The 19,036-nt window shown below is 37.2% G+C and carries 14 protein-coding genes; 11 read left to right on the top strand and 3 right to left on the bottom strand.

Annotated elements, in window-relative coordinates:
* Positions 1-46 precede the first annotated feature (46 nt).
* From ACFO3O_RS10365 to ACFO3O_RS10355, 3 genes are all read right to left on the bottom strand, one after another.
* Positions 47-2,164, bottom strand: coding sequence for a DUF7619 domain-containing protein (locus tag ACFO3O_RS10365; protein ID WP_379978536.1), 2,118 nt, complete (start codon positions 2,162-2,164; stop codon positions 47-49).
* An 85-nt stretch (positions 2,165-2,249) separates the two neighbouring features.
* On the bottom strand, positions 2,250-3,011 hold the full coding sequence (locus tag ACFO3O_RS10360; protein WP_379978535.1) for a LytR/AlgR family response regulator transcription factor: 762 nt from the start codon (positions 3,009-3,011) through the stop codon (positions 2,250-2,252).
* Positions 3,012-3,014: 3 nt separating this feature from the next.
* Positions 3,015-4,976: a tetratricopeptide repeat-containing sensor histidine kinase gene (locus ACFO3O_RS10355; protein ID WP_379978534.1), complete on the bottom strand. Its 1,962-nt coding sequence runs from the start codon at positions 4,974-4,976 to the stop codon at positions 3,015-3,017.
* A gap of 269 nt (positions 4,977-5,245) precedes the next feature.
* On the opposite strand from ACFO3O_RS10355, the gene ACFO3O_RS10350 reads away from it, so the two are divergent.
* The 11 genes from ACFO3O_RS10350 (at position 5,246) to ACFO3O_RS10300 (ending at position 19,031) form a co-directional block, all read left to right on the top strand.
* Entirely contained in the window at positions 5,246-7,621 is a 2,376-nt protein-coding gene (locus ACFO3O_RS10350) for a TonB-dependent receptor (RefSeq protein WP_379978533.1), read from the top strand.
* Between the two features lie 45 nt (positions 7,622-7,666).
* Entirely contained in the window at positions 7,667-8,554 is an 888-nt protein-coding gene (locus ACFO3O_RS10345) for a DUF4249 domain-containing protein (protein WP_379978532.1), read from the top strand.
* A 66-nt stretch (positions 8,555-8,620) separates the two neighbouring features.
* Positions 8,621-9,517 carry a DUF4249 family protein gene (locus ACFO3O_RS10340; RefSeq protein WP_379978531.1) on the top strand — a complete coding sequence of 299 codons (897 nt, stop codon included), beginning with the start codon at positions 8,621-8,623 and terminating at the stop codon, positions 9,515-9,517.
* Between the two features lie 184 nt (positions 9,518-9,701).
* On the top strand, positions 9,702-10,310 hold the full coding sequence (gene udk / locus ACFO3O_RS10335; protein ID WP_379978530.1) for a uridine kinase: 609 nt from the start codon (positions 9,702-9,704) through the stop codon (positions 10,308-10,310).
* A 22-nt stretch (positions 10,311-10,332) separates the two neighbouring features.
* The gene (locus tag ACFO3O_RS10330) at positions 10,333-10,656 is read left to right on the top strand and encodes an FtsB family cell division protein (RefSeq protein ID WP_379978529.1); all 324 of its coding nucleotides are present in this window, start codon (positions 10,333-10,335) and stop codon (positions 10,654-10,656) included.
* Positions 10,653-12,041: a methylmalonyl-CoA mutase subunit beta gene (locus ACFO3O_RS10325; RefSeq protein ID WP_379978528.1), complete on the top strand. Its 1,389-nt coding sequence runs from the start codon at positions 10,653-10,655 to the stop codon at positions 12,039-12,041. The genes ACFO3O_RS10330 and ACFO3O_RS10325 overlap by 4 nt, the downstream gene beginning before the upstream one ends.
* Before the next feature lie 22 nt (positions 12,042-12,063).
* Complete coding sequence (locus tag ACFO3O_RS10320) at positions 12,064-12,636, top strand: hypothetical protein (protein ID WP_379978527.1); 573 nt, start codon at positions 12,064-12,066, stop codon at positions 12,634-12,636.
* 5 nt (positions 12,637-12,641) lie between these two features.
* Positions 12,642-14,777, top strand: coding sequence for a methylmalonyl-CoA mutase (scpA, locus tag ACFO3O_RS10315; protein ID WP_379978526.1), 2,136 nt, complete (start codon positions 12,642-12,644; stop codon positions 14,775-14,777).
* Between the two features lie 279 nt (positions 14,778-15,056).
* On the top strand, positions 15,057-16,532 hold the full coding sequence (locus ACFO3O_RS10310) for a hypothetical protein (RefSeq protein ID WP_379978525.1): 1,476 nt from the start codon (positions 15,057-15,059) through the stop codon (positions 16,530-16,532).
* A 127-nt stretch (positions 16,533-16,659) separates the two neighbouring features.
* A complete protein-coding gene (locus tag ACFO3O_RS10305) occupies positions 16,660-18,099 on the top strand; it encodes an MBOAT family O-acyltransferase (RefSeq protein WP_379978524.1) in 1,440 nt (479 codons plus the stop codon).
* Complete coding sequence (locus tag ACFO3O_RS10300) at positions 18,099-19,031, top strand: hypothetical protein (protein ID WP_379978523.1); 933 nt, start codon at positions 18,099-18,101, stop codon at positions 19,029-19,031. The genes ACFO3O_RS10305 and ACFO3O_RS10300 overlap by 1 nt, the downstream gene beginning before the upstream one ends.
* Positions 19,032-19,036: the final 5 nt, after the last annotated feature.

Raw genomic sequence — 19,036 nt, 5'->3', positions numbered from 1 at the left:
ACAACAGCACTCGTTTTTTACATTTAAACCTAACCTAACTAATTCTTTATTTCTTTATAACTCTTTTAGTCACTTCACCACTATCAGTCTTGATAACTAAAAAGTACATTCCGTTGGCAAATTGCGAAATATCTATCGCTATAGATGCCGTGTTTTCCTCATTAGATAAGACCGCTCTTCCCTGCATATCATACATCGTTATTATCTGTATAGCAGAAGTCGCCTCTATGGTGACTACTTTATCACTTGGATTTGGGTAGACGGCAATCACTTGATTCACTAAAAACTCATCTACAGAAAGCGTTTCAAAAGTAGTGTTTGCTGTATTTGTAGTAATCGGAAAATTAAAATCAAAGTAAATAGCTGCATCTGCTGCTACAAAATCTGATACCACTAAGTCACTGTTAGTTCTGACTTTTAGTAAGATGTTCCCATGTCCTCCTGAAGAAAGATTAATATTTTCAAATACAAACGTGACAAGATTCTCTGTAATAGAAAGACTCATCGCATCAGAGGCATTTAAAATCTGTAATGAATTGATATCAAAATCTACTGGATCTATCTCTGTAGTCACCACTACATTTTGCGCAGGAGCATTTCCAGTGTTTTCAAAATTGATGACATAGTGTAAAAAGTCTCCGATAAGGGAAGAAGGCGCTACATCTCCCTGCAAACACGTTATATCATTAGGATCAAAAGAACCTACGACAACCTCATTATACTCAAATGAATTGTCATCTGGGGTTTCCTCTGTTTGATCAATTGCGATATTACTTGTAAAGGTTAAAACATCATCTATATTAACAGGTGGCGTTTCTGTAGGATCATTTACATTTAAAACAATATCTACAAATCGACTTTCAAAAGGTTGCAGGTTTGTAAAATTAAAAGATAACAGCCCCGTACTTTGCGCATCGGGTGTTGTCGTAGAAGAAACAAAATCTAATACAGCATCATCATATGTGAAGTCTACCGATCCTGATAGCGTCTGATTCCCTTTGTTTTTATAAACCAACTGATAGGTAGCATCAAAACCAGGTCTAGATCGAAAAATAGGTGCGATCACAACTTCGGCATCTGGTCGGATTCCATTTGCAGTCACACAAAAATCTTGGATTGTAGTACTGTTATCTACGACAGGAATGGTAACACTCGCTGGAGATGGATCAACAGTAAAATAAGAAGCGTCCTCAAAGTTAGCGAGTATAGAATACGTACCTGTCTCCCCTACATACAAATTATATATCCCGATCGCATCTGAATACACAGAAGAATCTGCTGGATCTGGATCAAGTCCTACATTAAAATTCAAATAAGGAATCACAGGATCTCCTGAATCACAGCCATCATTATCCAAATCGAATTGAGCCACACCTTGTATGGTATTAAAATCTCCGCCTGGTTGAAAATTACAATAAGAATTTACCACATAACCTCCGCCTGCAAAACTTTGAATCTCTGAAACCTGATCAGCATCTGCACATACGTACGTTAAGCTTGGGTTATTTCCTAAAAGCCAATTTTCTAACCAACTGCCTGAATCTATATTAGCACTCTCATCGCTTCCATTTTTTATAAACACAGTTTCTAACGCTTGATTATTTATAAAACTTAAGCCTATTAAATTGGTATTTGCACTAAAATCTAGTGTAGTTACACTTGACGCAAATAATGAAAAATCAGTGAGCGCTATATTATTTGAAAGATCTATTGCTGCTAGAGGATTAGAATTAATCCGTAGGATTTCTAAATTAATATTATTAGAAACATCTAAAGTTGTAATAAAATTATCTCCTATTTCCAGACTTTCTAAAAATGTATTAGAAGTAACATTCAAAGATGTTATCTGATTGCTCACGCAATTTAATGTCGTTAAAAGTGTATTTGAAGACAGATCTAAAGACGTTAAGAGATTCTCAAAACAATTAAGACCCGTAATATTTGTAAATGCTTCGATACCTTGCAAATCTGCAATATTTTGACTTGCCACATTAAGCATTCCTGTTACAGCTGCAGCTTCTGATACCTGAATCTCGCCATCTGTATTGGTATCTACGCCAATAGTGATCAATCTATCTTTAAAATTAGCATCAGGGATGTTGACTATTTGCGCATTCATAAATCCTGCAACAAAGAGTACTAATAAGAGTGTAGTTTTTTTCATGGTGTTTAATTTTAAATAAACTTACTATTGATTTGTCAATTTTTAAGGGGTCAATGAGTAAGTGATGGATTCGAATTAGAATTCGTTACATCGATTTTAATATTTCTTGTAATCGTTCTCTTTTTCTTTGAGAAATAGGCAAACGACTCTCGTCTGTCATGACCACATAACCGCCGTCTTTTTTAATGTAGGATTTTAGATAATTCAAGTTAATAAGATGCGACTGGTGGATGCGTTCAAAGTTATGCTCTTTAAGAAGTTCTTCGTATTCTTTTAAGGTCTTAGAGATTAGCACTGGCTTTGTATTTTTAATATAAAACTTGGTATAATTGTCTGCACTTTCACAGCGTATAATATCACTGATATCAAACAGATGAATCCCATCCGATGTAGACAGGGCGATACGCTTAAAGTTATCTACATTCTTCCTGATATTCTCCAATAATAAATCTATATGAGAATAGTCATTCTTCTTTTCGATAACGGCTTCTATTTTTTCGATGACCTTTTGCAATTCTTCTGGGTCAACAGGTTTCAACAAAAAATCCAACGCACTAAATCGAAACGCTTTAATTGCATATTGTTCATGAGCTGTTATGAAAACCACATTCGTTTTTATGGTTTTATTACGCTCAGAAAGTTTTTCTAGAATATCAAAACCAGTTCCGTCGGTAAGCTGAATATCTAAAAACACCACTTGCGGCTCTAAGGCGTCTATCACCTCAATACCTGTAGTCACACTATCTGCTTCTCCTATAATCTTAATACTAGGCGCAAAACGAGTAAGCAAACCCTTCATACCTTCTCGAAGGTTCTTATCGTCATCTATTAAAATAGCCTTTATCATATATTATTCATTTACATATCGTAACGGAAGCCGCAAGGTTACTTTTGTTCCTGTTACTTTTGAGGCGTCTGTCAACTCCTCTATGGCAATCGTTGCTATTTTTGAGGTAGACGCGGTAATCATTTCTAATCGTTTTCTAATAATATCAAGTGCCATAGACTTATGAGCCAATACCGAATTTTCTTTATTCAATTTTGAAGTATTAATCCCGATTCCGTCATCCAAAATAACACAAATCAATGATTCTCCCTCCAAAGAAAAATCGATCGTAATACTACCCTGATCTTTTTTAGGAATCACGCCGTGTATAATCGCATTTTCTATAAAGGGTTGTATCAATAAAGGGGGTAATGCTACATCATCTTCTATATCGCTACTTTTTGAAATTTTAAAGTTAAATTTATCATTAAATCGAAGCTGCTCCAACTCTAAGTAGTTTTGTAAACTTTCTATTTCTTTATCTATAGGAATGAGAGATTCTTTAGAGTACTCTAGGGTCAAGCGCATTAACTTTGAAAATTTAGAGAGATATTTGATCGCTGAGTCTGTTCCATTCTGTACAATAAAGCTAGAAATAGAACCTAGACAATTAAACACAAAATGAGGATTCATTTGCAAGTGTAATGCCTTTTGCTCATATTCAGCAAGCTCTTTTTGAAGTGTCAACGTTTTTTTAAGATGATTTCTATTATAAATCAAAAAACCAATCCCCACCAAAAGCAAGGCGATTAAAGCGCCGAAGATCAGCTTCATTTTTGAGCTTTTGGCTTCCTCTTTTAAAAGTAACTCCCGTTTATTATTTTCTTCTTTTTGAATCAGCTCTTTCTTTTCAAACTCATAATTCATCGCTGCTTCTACAGATTTTCGAATATCATTCTCCTTGAGTAGGCTATCCTTAATCGCCGTATATACTTTATAATGATCTAATGCCAAGGCTGACTTTCCGCTTTTTGCATAAATAGCACTTAATAATTTTTCTGAAGTAGCTTGTTGCTCTAAAACATGAATCTCTTCAGAAAGTTCTAGCGCTTTATTTGCCATTACCAAAGCGCGGGTTTCTTGACCCTGATCCAAATAAAACTGCGCCAGATATAAATACGTATCTGCCAATCCAAATTTATCATCAATACTTTCAAAAGAGACAATCGCTTTTTCCCAATTTTCAACAGCTAGATCCTTATAATTTCTAGAATCATAATACGCGCCAATATTATTATACCATTCTCCCAAAGCCCTAGGATTGGGGTTTTCATCAATACTCTTTTTAGCATCTGTATAAAAGGTGAACGCATTATCCAGTTCTTTTTGTTTAAAATAAATCGTGGCAATATTGGTTTGTGTAATTCCAATATTAGGGTTTTTAAGCTTTTCTTGAAGCGCTAGTGATTTTTTAAAATACTCCAAAGCCTTTGCGTCTAACGATTGTGACTTGTACGCAACCCCTATATTATTGTAAATTTTCGAACTTTGATTTTCATCACCCAACGCTTCATAAATGGCTGCCGATTTCAAATAATACTCAAGTGCTTTAGCATAGTTGCTTTGCTCAGAAAAAACAATTCCCATACTTCCGTACGTCCGTGCAATACCCTGATCAACTTCGGAGTTTTTAGTTTCATTGAGTTTTATACCCTCAAAAATAGCTTTTGCCCACACAAAATGATCCAATGCCTTCTCATACGATCCTAAAATAATATACGCTGTTCCTATGTTTAGGTAAGCATTTCCTTCCGCTATCGTATTGGACGTATTTTGAGCTAGTGCAAGAGCTTTTGTGCCAAAAACTAGCATTTCATTGGGATCACTGTACTTGAGCTCATTAGAAATTTCATTGTACAATCGCACTTTTTCAGGATCGTTCTTGGATTTTTCTAAAAGCCCTTTCAAACTATCTAATCGAGACGTTTGACTTTGAATTGTTATAGACAAGAACAGTAAAAAGAATAAAAGTATTTTTGATTTCATGTACGATAGCTTACTAAACGAATGTACTATTTACAATTCTATTTATGATATGTCAATGAGAATTTGATGGATTTGGATGAGAATTTGACCGCCATTCCTCCGGCAGGCAGGCTTTTCGCGAAAGCGTACTCAGAAATATTAGAATAGTGTTGTAACAAACTCTCTTAAAAATAGTCTGAAATCAAAAGTCTTTAAACAAAATCAAGGTTTCCCTTTTTTTAACACTCCATTTCAAAAATTGATATTAGTTTTACTTCAAATCCTTTTTCATGAAAAAAAGCTTCCTATTCCTAGTACTATGCTGTATTGGAATCTCCACTTCATTTGCCCAAGAAAAATTCACATTAAGTGGCACGGTATCAGATAGTGCTAGTAATGAAACCCTTATCGGTGTTAATATTTTATTTCCAGAAATCGCAAATGGTGCTGCAACCAATTCCTACGGATTTTATTCTATTACCTTACCTAAAGGTACATATCAAATCATAGTTAGCTACCTTGGATACGCCGAAATTACAGAAACCATTGTACTAGATAAAGACATCCGTAAGGATATTCAACTTTCACTAGCCACCGAATCTCTAGATGAAGTTGTCATCGAAGAAAAAGTAGAACGTGTCAAAATCAGAAAACCGCAAATGAGTGTCAACTCGCTCACTGCCGAAACGATCAAACGTATCCCTGTCGTATTAGGAGAAGCAGATGTGATTAAGTCTATTCTCTTACTTCCTGGGGTCACTAGTGCTGGTGAAGCGGCTTCTGGTTTTAATGTTCGTGGAGGTGCCGCAGATCAAAACCTCATCCTACTAGATGAAGCTATTATTTTTAACTCCTCACATTTGTTCGGACTTTTCTCTGTATTCAATCCAGACGCTATTAAAGATTTAAAGTTATATAAAGGAGGTATACCCGCACGCTTTGGAGGAAGAGTTTCTTCGGTATTGGATATTTATCAAAAAGAAGGGAATAGTAAAGAATTTAAAGCAAATGGAGGGTTGGGATTGATTTCGAGTCGTTTACTCCTAGAAGGGCCTATCAAAAAAGATGTAGGTGCTTTTTTAGTAGGAGGACGTTCTTCTTATGCTAATATATTCTTACCCCTATTTGATATTGACAACCGACTCTCTTTCTTTGACCTCAACACCAAATTAAATTATAAGATTAATGATAATAATAGCATCTACCTCTCAGGATATTTTGGGAGAGATGATTTTAGCATCAGCGATAGTTTTTCTAATAACTATGGAAATGCGGTAGGAAATTTTAGATGGACACATCTTTTTTCAGATAAACTTTTCTCTAATCTCTCTGTTATTTACAGTGATTACTTTTATGGCTTAGATTTAGATTTTGTGGGCTTTACATGGGATTCTGGTATTACCAATTTTAATCTTAAATATGATTTAAAACACTATCTCAATGAGAAAATTCAACTAAACTACGGGATTAATAATGTGTATTACGCCTTTAATCCCGGAAAGATAGAACCTAACGGTCCCGATTCTGGAATTGTAGAAGACCAATTGACAAAGCAATATGCTAATGAATTTGCTGCTTATGTTGATGTAGAGCATAAGATTACGGACAAGCTAAATATCCAGTACGGCCTGCGATGGAGCAATTTTATCCGATTGGGACAAGATGAAGTAAATGTGTATGTAGATGATAATCCAGTACTTTTTGATCCGTTTTTACTCGTATATCAAGGGGCTGAAATCAATAATGTAGATACTTCTTTCAGCAGAAGTGACAAACTTGCCACCTTCAATACTTTTGAACCGAGATTTGCCTTATCCTATGCCTTTAATGACGATACCTCTATCAAAGCGAGTTATACCTACATGGCACAGTATATTCACTTATTATCTAACACCAGTTCACCAACACCGTTAGATGTATGGACGCCTAGTGGTCAGTTTGTTCAACCACAATTATCAGATCAATACGCCATTGGATTCTTCAAGAATCTTAAAGAGGATATGTTCACCTTAGAAACAGAAGTATTCTATAAAGATATAGACAATCGTATCGATTATATAGACGGTGCAGATTTGATCGCCAATGATGCTATAGAGCAAGTGATTTTAAGTGGAGAAGCAAGAGCCTATGGACTCGAAGTCTTATTTCGTAAAAACGAAGGAAAATTTACAGGTTGGCTTGCGTATACGCTATCAAAATCAGAACAACGCACCCCTGGTAGAAATGAAAATGAAGTTGGTATCAATTTAGGACAATGGTACAATACGCCCTATGACAAAACCCATGATATTTCTGTAAATGCCAACTATGAACTTAATGAAAGATGGCGTTTTGGCGCCAACTTTATTTACCAGACAGGACAACCCACCAACTTCCCTGTTGGTCAATTTGAATTTCAAGGACTAGTGATTCCTACCTATGGATTTAGAAACGAGCAACGACTCCCTGATTTTCATAGAGTAGATGTTTCAGCTACATTTACTCCTAAACAAAACAAGGAGAGAAGATGGCGTTCAGAATGGGTATTCAGTATCTATAATTTGTATAGCAGAATGAACGCTGCTTCCATCAATTTTAGACAAAACCAAGAAACTCGTATGAATGAAGCGGTGCGAACTTCCATATTTGGGATCATACCGTCAGTAACGTATAATTTTAAGTTTTAAGAATGTTTACGCTTTCGCGAAAGCGTACCAGTTAATTCAAAAATAATGAGACAGGTCATTTACATTTTACTATTAACCATGTTTTTCACCAGCTGTGAAGATGTTGTTGATGTAGATTTACCAACACCACAACCTAGACTTGTGGTGGATGCATTGATTCGTCTCAATCTGGAAGAAAATGCCTCGCCTGTTCGCTTTAAAGCTAGTACGACAGGAGCATTTTTTGATGAAATCACCCCTACTCCGTTGACACGTATGCAACTTGTGAATGAAGATATTACAACCGCAGAAGGCGTTGTGTTTCTTACACAAGATCCTGATAACCCTAATGAATATGTTCCTGGAACTGATGAAGGAGGTCCAGATCCGAGCGGGATAGTGCCCAATGATTTTTTCTTAGATGGAAGACTCATTCTCACCTTTGAATTTGAAGACGAACTCTACTTAGCCGAAACACGATTTGCTCCTGCACCACCTATAGATGCTGTTGAGCAAGGAGATGGTATCTTATTCGATGAAGATGACACCGAAGTAATTGTCACATTTACAGATATCCCTCAGCAAGATAATTTTTACATATTTGATTTTGATTTCACCGAATTTCTAACCATAGAAGATCGCTTTTTCCAGGATCAGCAATTTGATTTTTCTTATTTCTATGATACCAATTTAGAAGCAGGAGATGTCGCAAATATTAGTATTCTAGGAGCCGATGAGTCCTTTTATAATTATATGGGACTTCTTATTGAGCAAAGTGATCTTACAGAAGGTGGCCCTTTTCAAGTACCCGTAACCACCGTTCGCGGTAACTTTTTAAAAGCAGAGGGAGTAGATAATATCAATATTTTTGATAATGTAGGCAGGCCCCAAGAATTTGTTCTTGGCTACTTTGCAGTATCACAGGAATTTAAAACCAGTATTACTATAGAATAATAGAATACGTATGCATTACTGTCTGCCGGCAGGCAGGTGCGAAAGTGTACACAACATAAGAAACAAATGAAAAAAATAATCTTTTTAATGTTCATCCTCTTTACCTTCACTAATTGCGAAGATGTGGTTGACGTAGATTTAGACTCAGAACCACCACGACTTATCGTAGATGCTTTGATACGTGTAGATACCGCACAAGATCTCACCGAAGCCAATATCAGAGTTTCTTTATCCTCTTCCTTTTTTGGAGAAATACAACCTGCAGAGATAGAAACTATGCAGATTATGAATGAAGAAAGCGGTGCTTTTGTACCTTACGAGCCTGTACCTGGAGAACCTGGATTATACCGCCCATTTCCAACAACGGTATCACCCGTATCTCCCGACAACAAAATCTTAACCAGTTTTCTTACCAACCCAAACCCTGTGTATGTCTTTACCGTGAGATACCAAGATGAGTTGTATTTAGCAAGAACCTCTTTTGCTCCCACAACACCTATAAATAGTATTGTTCAAGGAGACGACACCTTGTTTGATGAAAACGACAAAGAATTTATCATCTCTTTTACAGATACTCCAGACAGAGAAGACTTTTACATATTTGATTTTGATTTTGGCGAATTCCTAACCGTAGAAGATACTTTTTTCCCAGGTCAAGATTTTGAATTCTCCTATTTTTATGACGGAGAAGATTTTCCATTAGAAACAGGTGACGAAGTAACCATTAGTATCCTAGGAGCCGATGAAACCTTCTATAATTATATGGAACAACTCATCACCCAAAGTGATCTAACTGACGGAGGTCCTTTTCAAGTACCTGTATCTACCGTACGCGGAAACATTTTAAATGCAGAAGGCATCGATAATATAGATATCTTTGATAACGTAGGTAGGCCCAATAATTTTGCACTGGGTTATTTTGCAATTTCACAAGAGTTCAAAAATACCGTGATTGTTGAGTAGACACAAAACAGCTATCTATTTATACGAGGCATTAAATACCCAATGATAAAATCACTAGTGGGTACTTAAAATCAATGCTATTTATAAATGTTATTTTTGGTGATGAAAAAAAGAAAATAATGAAGTTATCATTATTGATGTCTCTATTTGTTTTTTCTACCTTTGAACCAAAATAACCAAACGTATGCTCATCATAGGAATAGGAGGTGGAACCGGAAGTGGAAAAACCACCGTTGTCAATAAAATTATATCCGAAAGCCCTCCTGGTGAAGTAACCATCATATCACAAGACTCCTACTACAAGGACCTTTCCCACCTTGACTACGAGTCAAGAACCAAAGTCAACTTTGATCATCCCAACTCCATTGACTTCACATTACTCTGCGGTCATCTGGCAGAATTACGCAAAGGTGCATCTATAGAACAACCCGTCTATTCCTTTGTAGAACACAACAGAACCGATGAGACCGTCACCACACACCCTAAAAAAGTAATTGTGGTTGAAGGTATTTTGATCCTTACAGATCCTTCCATTCGTGATTTATTTGATATCAAAATATTTGTACATGCCGATAGTGATGAACGCCTGATTCGTCGTTTAAAACGTGATATTGCAGAGCGAGGGCGAGATCTTGAAGAAGTCCTAAGTCGTTACCAAAACACCCTCAAACCTATGCATCAGCAATTTATTGAGCCTACAAAAGAATTTGCAGACATCATTATTCCAAATAACAGGTACAACACGGTCGCTGTAGATATTGTACGTACCATAATTAATGAGCGCTTATCGTAAGCATTTTAGTATCTTCGTACTTATGGGATTCAAATCATTGAAACATAAAAAATGGTTTAAAATTATAAGCAATAAATACGTGCTTATACTTCTCATCTTTGTGGTATGGATGTTCTGGTTTGATGGCAACTCTTGGCTTATTCATCACGAACTTAACCAAGACATAGACAAACTAAAAGGAAACCAAGAACATTTTGAAAGCAAAATCAAAGAAGATCAAACGCAAATCAAAAACCTTGAAGATAGCGCAGGGATAGAACGCTTTGCCCGTGAAGAATACCTCATGAAAAAAGACGACGAAGATATTTACATCATAGAATACGAAGATAGCCTCCAGAAAAAATGACAAAGAATACTCTATTTTCCAATTTTGACCCCGTGTCTTCAAAAGCCTTCAAACAAAAAATACAGTTTGATTTAAAAGGTGCTTCTTATAATGACACCCTCATCTCACATACCAATGAAGGGATCGACATTAAACCCTTTTATCACAGAGATGAAGCGCAAGAATTTTTAGAAGTTCCCGGCACACCCTCACATTGGTCGATTGCTGAAGATATCTTTATTACAAATGCCAACAAAGCAGCTCGTATAGCAAATGACTGCATTGCTTCCGGAACAGAAGCCCTGTATTTTATAGCAGATGCTCCATTTGATATCTCGCAATTATTCAAGTCACTTACTCAGAAAGCATCACCTCTCTACTTTACATTACACTTTCTAGATGAGGCTTTTTATACACAACTCATTCAAGAAGCAGGAGATCGGGAGATCTATCTAAACATAGACCCCATCCACCACCTTGCCGAAGAAGGGAATTGGTATCACAATCTAAAAGAAGACCATCGTATTCTGGACAGTATTTTAAAACACCAAAAAAACACCCTTTCTGTAGACATTGATTTGTATCAAAACGCAGGCGCAAACATGGTACAACAACTTGCCTATGGTCTTGCTCATGTTAATGAATACCTGATGCATGCAGAAACGTTGAGCGTTGCCGTTCCCTCGATTACGTTTCAAGTCGCCGTAGGATCTCATTACTTTTTTGAGATAGCAAAACTTCGTGCCCTTAGGCAATTAATAGCTGTTTTGGTGCATGAGTACGCTTTCGCGAAAAGCTTGCCTGCCGGAGAAACGGCGATCACAACCCACATCATTGCCAGACCCACACGTCGTAATAAAACCATTTACGACTATAACACCAATATGCTTCGCACCACCACCGAAGCCATGAGCGCGATTTTAGGCGGCGCAGATACCATTGTAAATATGCCGTATGATGAGATCTATCACAAGAGAAATGATTTTGGACAACGCATCTCCCGCAACCAACTGATTATTCTAAAAGAAGAAAGCTATTTTGATGCGGTCAGTAATCCATCAGACGGAACCTATTACATTGAAGCTATCACCAAACAATTAGCTGAAAAAGCATTAGCCCTCTTTAAAGACATCGAAAAACAAGGCGGGTTCTTAAAGCAACTTAAGGAAGGCACTATACAACGTAAAATCAAAGAAAGTGCTCAAAAAGAACAAGCACAATTTGACTCCCAAGAAAAGATTCTTCTAGGCACCAATAAACATCCGAACCCAAACGACAGGATGAAAGATAGCTTAGAACGCTATCCGTTCGTAAAAACAAAACCTAGAAAAACCCTCATAGCACCCATCATTAAACGTCGTTTATCGGAAGCTATGGAGCAAGAACGTCTTAAAACCGAAGTATAATTTAAATTCTTAAAAAGTACCCATGAAGAAAATTGTATTTTTAATTGTAGCAACAATCACTATCATAAGCTGTAATCAGAAACCTACATTCGATTTTAAATTCGCAGATCAACCCCAAGTAATTGCTTGCAATCAAACACAAGATGCTTTACTAAACGAAGCTTTGTACAGTTTTGAAAACGACTTAATCATGAAGTATGACTCCATCAACAAGAGTAAAATAAAAGGTTATGGCGCTTTTGTATACCGAGGAATGGATGGATCTGCAAAATATGAAGAAATTATCTCAGAAAATACCCGCCCCGTCATAGACGCACTGATCGCTGAAAATATTCTGATTGAAAATAAAACACCAAGTCATCTTAATTACGAGCACCCAACCGTAAAATGCATCATCAATAACATCAAAGATGAAGATCTAAAAAGAACGATAAATGCGCTTATAGATACAAAAACGATGGATCCAAAACTCTTTAATTCACGCTTTAGGAACTTTGGACGTGACGCAGACAAAGATCGGTATCTAGCGTTATACATAGCTTTAGACGGCTATTACCAGCATATTCTCAATAGTACCCCTCAAGAATCGAAGTAAAATAAATGACACGAAAAAAGGTAGACCATATTACATTAGACGCTTTAGCAACCACACCTACGCTAGATGGAGGGAAAGAAGTAACACCCACAGCCGAAACAATTGATCTTAAGAAAACGTACACAAAAGAAGACATAAAAGATCTAGAGCACTTGGATTTTGTGGCAGGCATTGCCCCTCATTTAAGAGGACCGTATAGTACGATGTATGTTCGCAGACCTTGGACCATTCGCCAATACGCAGGCTTTTCTACCGCCGAAGAGAGTAATGCTTTTTACCGACGCAATCTTGACGCTGGGCAAAAAGGACTTTCGGTAGCCTTTGACCTTGCTACACACCGAGGATATGACAGCGATCATGAGCGTGTAGAAGGCGATGTAGGAAAAGCAGGAGTCGCCATCGACTCTGTAGAAGACATGAAACTCCTCTTCGATCAAATTCCACTCGATCAAATGTCTGTATCAATGACCATGAATGGAGCGGTACTCCCTATCATGGCTTTTTATATTGTCGCAGCCGAAGAACAAGGTGTTTCTCCAGAAAAACTCTCAGGAACCATACAGAATGATATTTTGAAGGAATTTATGGTGCGTAATACCTATATCTACCCACCTACCCCTTCCATGCGAATTATCTCTGATATTTTTGAGTATACTTCAAAGGAGATGCCTAAATTCAATTCTATTTCCATCTCTGGGTACCACATGCAAGAAGCAGGAGCTACCTGTGATATTGAGTTGGCATATACGCTGGCAGATGGTTTAGAATATATCCGTACAGGATTGAAAGCTGGTATGGATATCGACACTTTTGCACCACGGTTGTCCTTTTTTTGGGCGATTGGGATGAATCATTTTATGGAAGTGGCAAAAATGCGTGCCGCACGAATGCTATGGGCAAAACTCGTCGCACAATTCAACCCTAAAAATCCAAAATCACTTGCGCTTAGAACCCATTGCCAAACCAGTGGATGGAGTCTTACAGAACAAGACCCTTTTAATAATGTAGCCCGTACCTGTATTGAAGCCACCGCGGCTGCCCTAGGTGGTACGCAAAGTTTACATACCAATGCACTGGATGAAGCCATTGCATTACCCACCGATTTTTCGGCACGTATTGCCCGTAATACACAGATATACCTGCAAACGGAAACCAAAATTACACGTACTGTAGATCCATGGGCAGGAAGCTATTATGTAGAATCCCTGACCGATTCAATTGCTCATAAAGCATGGGAGTTAATTCAGGAAGTTGAAGATCTAGGCGGCATGACCAAAGCCATCGAAGCAGGCATCCCCAAATTACGTATAGAAGAAGCGGCTGCCCGTAAACAAGCACGTATTGATAGCGGACAAGATAGTATCGTAGGTGTCAATACATACCGATTGGATGAAGAGGAGTTTCTCAGCATCCGCGAAGTAGATAATACAAAGGTACGTGACGGACAACTTGCGCGCCTTGCTACCATAAAAGAACAACGAGATACAGCGAAAGTCACCCAAGCGCTTACCAACTTGACAGAAGCTGCTAGATCTGGTAATGACAATCTCTTGGCACTCGCTGTGATTGCTGCCCGTGAGCGTGCTACCTTGGGAGAGATTTCAGAGGCACTAGAAAAAATCTATGGCAGACATAAAGCAACCATAAAATCATTTAGTGGCGTGTATAGTAAAGAGATTAAAAAGGATCCCGCTTTCGCGAAAGCAAAACAACTTGCCAACCAATTTGCCGAACTCGATGGCAGGCGTCCTCGTATTATGATTGCCAAAATGGGTCAGGACGGACATGACAGAGGTGCTAAAGTAGTCGCTACAGGGTATGCTGATATTGGATTTGATGTCGATATAGGACCCTTATTTCAAACCCCGAAAGAAGCCGCAAAACAAGCCATGGAAAATGATGTCCATATCTTGGGCGTGTCTTCACTTGCGGCAGGACATAAAACCTTAGTTCCTAAAGTAATCGAAGAACTCACCAAACTAGGACGTCCCGATATTATGGTCATTGTAGGTGGAGTCATCCCACAACAAGATTATCAATTTCTATTTGATGCCGGCGCGGTTGCTGTTTTTGGACCAGGCACCAAAATAAGTGAAGCTGCCATTGGACTCTTAGAGATTATGATAGACCACATATCCTAAACATATAACTTAGAAAAACGGGTATTTGTACCCGTTTTTTTGTGATGTGATCTTCCTATTTTTGCCATAATAATACATTGGTGTAGACACTAAGGGAAGAATATGCATAGTCATCACACCTACTTTTAATACTGTATAAGCTCATATAGTGCTTTACATATCCTATGTTTCTCCCCTAATATATTGAGAAACCTGATATGTTAAGGCGCTGATAGTATGATTTATAAATTAAAAAAAGTATTTTAGCACTTGAAACTATTAACCTATTTTAAATTAATCATGAAAAAATTACTCACACTCGCCTTTATCACCATGCTATGTATTGCATGTAGTGTTGAAGAAGAAACAACACCTAATGAAGGTACTAACCTTGATATAGTTCTTGAAAACTATAAAGGAGTATTTACTACTGCAGATGGTCAAATCAGAGGTACACTTGATGTGACACTTGCTGAAGATAACCTATCTGCTTCAGGAACACTTACCCTATCTACTGGAGAAATCGTCATGATCGATACTGATCAAATTACAGATCTGGGGAATAGAAAAGAATTAACGTTTAACTCTAATGATCTTTCTTTTGTAATGACTACGGGAGAAGAAGGAGAAATCATGGAAGTAAACACAGTTACTTTTAGAGGAAACGAAAGTGCTATTTTAGTAGGGCAAAGTACAGAAAGAGACCCATTAAATCCCGTTTTAGGAACGTACGTATGTACTATGTGCCCACCTCCTCTAGACAATATGTTAACACAAACATTTAATCTTGTAATTGCAGCGCCAGACATGTCTGGTAATTCTACAATAACATCACAAACTACCCTTGGAGGGACTATATACAATGGAATAGCTACACAATCAGGATGTGTCGTTAATGGAGGTCAAACTACCTGTAATCTCAACAGTGGTGTAATTCCAGGGTCAACTGGTACTGCTTTTAATCCAGGGGGTGGTCCTGTAACTTGGTCTGGAACGCATACATTTGATAATGGCCCTTCAGGACCTAATAACTGTTCAACAGTATCTGGTACTTGGACTTGGCAAGCATCTACCATAGGAACTGTAGGAGGTACTTTTGCTAGTAATAGTGGTGGAGATTGCCCACCACCACTGACAACATTAATTTTTGAAGATTTTGAAGATAGTACCGTAGGATATATATTAAGAGATCCTGCTACTGGAACTGTACTTCCTGAAGATACTGATGAGATTGAATTTGAAGATTATTTTGGTCGAGTTGCGTTAGCTGACTTTGAGACAGCGGACATGGTAGGATTTTCAAACATCCAAGGAACACGCTTTTTTGGATCTGGAGACTCAGATGCAATTGATGCTCCAAGCCCTCTTACAGGTTTAGACGTAACTTCGATAAACTGGGAAGGTATTAACACTTCTGGATTATCAAATATTACTGTAAGTGCCTTTTTTGCAGAAGCTAATGCTAGTGATGGAAATGAAGATTGGGATTTAGACTCATCTGTACGTATAGAATATTCATTTGATGCTGGTGCATCTTGGACTTCTGTCTTTGCTATTGAATCATCAGGAATACCTTCTAGCACTGCTGGTACACCTCGTGTAGATACTAATTTAGATAGTACGGGAAATGGTGCTGAAATATCTGCTGCTTTTTCTCAACATGAAGCTACATTTGCTGTAGCGGGCTCTACTATGAACGTTCGCATTATTATGGCACAACTTGATGCTGCTGATGAAGATGTTGCATTTGACAATGTAACTATCTCAGGAAACTAAAATAAATTATTAAAATATGATTTAAGGGCTATCAATATTTGATAGCCTTTATTTTTTGTTCTTTTTTGAGAACGTATAGCCATTCGCATTCTATTTTTTATCTTCGCGAGCAAACCCTACCAACCCCGTGTTATTTAATTCTTTTGATTTTGGACTGTTCCTACCTATTGTCTTTATCTTATACTGGAGTATAGGAAATAAACGCATACAAAACCAAAATCTCCTATTATTAGCTGCGAGTTACTTTTTCTACGGCGTGTGGGACTGGCGTTTCTTACTGCTCATATTGGCAAGCTCTCTCGTAGATTTTTATGCTGGAAAATACATTCATAAGGCAAAAACACAACAAAAAAAACGACTCTGGCTATATAGTAGCCTTACCTGGAATCTAGGGGTTTTATTTGTATTTAAGTATTATAATTTCTTCTTAGACACTCTTAAAAGCCTTTTTGAGATTCCAGAGAATACCTTTACGACCTTAGACATCATTATTCCGGTAGGATTGAGTTTTTACACCTTCCAAACTATAGGATACACGGTGGATGTGTATCGCAAAAAAATAGCCCCCTCTCAAGATGTATTGAAATTTTTATGTTTTGTGAGTTTCTTCCCGCAGTTGGTGGCGGGACCTATAGAGCGGGCTAGTAAATTATTACCTCAGTTTAGTAAGAAACGTACGTTTGAGATTAATAAAGCCAAAGACGGCCTGCGACAAGTGTTGTGGGGACTCTTTAAGAAGATTGTTGTCGCAGATACTATTGGTGTCGCAGTATTTGCTATTTACGATCATCCCGAAAACTATGGCTCGCTTACCATTATATATGGTGCTTTTTTATTCTTATTTCAGCTATATGCAGATTTTTCTGGGTACTCAGATATTGCGATAGGTACGGCCAAATTGTTTGGCTTTGACTTAAGCATCAATTTTAAATTACCCTATTTAGCCAATAGCGTGACTGGCTTTTGGCGTACTTGGCATATTACCTTATCCAAATGGTTTCAGGATTATGTATATGTTCCTTTTGTGCGATGGAAAGGACTTGGTTTTCTTTCTAAATCATCAAAAAAAATAATAGGCCTCCTACTTACCATGGGGCTTATAGGCTTGTGGCATGGAGCCAATTGGACTTATCTATGCTTTGGGCTATTACACGGAATCCTAATCATTATTGAAGGAATTACCATTCCTTACAAAGGAAAAAGAATAAAATTACACCAATGGCTAGAAACTGGGGTATTTTGGTCTAAGTTTTATACGGTCACCTTCTTGGTGGTCTCCCTTATTTTCTTTCGCGCAAGCTCCCTAGAAAAAGCGGTGGGTATGCTTAAAGAAATTATTACTCAAAATATTCTCTTCTATGATTTTGATGCCATTATCGGTCGAAAAATCATCTTCCTTGTAATCATGATTATCGCAGAAGTGTGGAGAAAAAAATATGCACATCCATTGACTCATCTAGAAGGTATATTTCCCAAAATACTGCGATGGGGAATTTATTACTGTATTATATTTGCTATTATCAGATATGGGCGACCACAGGAAGAATTTATTTATTTTCAGTTTTAATGATTAAAAAATTTATCATACAGACCTGTCTTTTTTTTATCCCTGTGATTATAGGCTACGCTATTATTGAGAATACAACACGTAACCTACCGCTTACTCCAAAAATAAAATCTGATTTTTATAAAAAATATCAGGATGATATTGAAATTTTAGTCCTTGGTGCCTCTCAAAATAGAGATGCTATTAACCCTGAGTTCTTATCGCAAAAAGCGTTAAACATTGCCTTTCCAGATCAAGATTATTACGTAAGCTCCAAACTACTAGAACATCTTGGCCCCACACTTCCTTCCTTAAAAACAGTCATTATCCCTATTTCTTATGGGCATTTTGAAACAGCCCCTAACCAAAAAGAAACCTGGAAAAATAGTATGTATCGGTATTATTTTGGCGCGACTGTTTCTGATAAGTTTACCTATTTTAAAGACAACCTACTATACATAAGTTATCCAGAATATTATGCTGCTAAAACAAATGAATATAAAAGAGGCATAAGTTACATAGACTGTAACGAGTATGGATATAATAGAGATGTGAGTACATCATTATTTTACAAATTTGCATACGACAGCCTCTCTATTTCTGAGCAACCCGTTCATATTGCCCCAAAGGAACCTCATCCAGAATTTATTCCTGAAAATATAGAAAAATTAAGAGCAATGTTAGACTTTTGTGTCCAACAAAACTACACCATCATTCTTGTAGAAACTCCAACTACAAAACGGTTTAAAGAACTAAGAATTCCTGAAGTCTTACAAAGAAGAGATAGTATACTATCAGTAATTACTTCTGATTATAAGGTACGGTATATAAGCTCAGACTCAAGAGATAGCTATTATATAAAAGATCATAGAGACAACAATCACTTGAGTCCACAAGGTGCAGAAAAGTTCACAAAACGTCTTAATACATTTCTAGAAGAGTCTTCTGAATAACAGAT

This window comes from Dokdonia ponticola, assembly GCF_042653865.1.
GTDB lineage: Bacteria > Bacteroidota > Bacteroidia > Flavobacteriales > Flavobacteriaceae > Dokdonia > Dokdonia ponticola.
The sequence above is the reverse complement of the archived record's forward strand: the minus strand, read 5'-3'. Positions and strand labels throughout refer to the sequence as shown.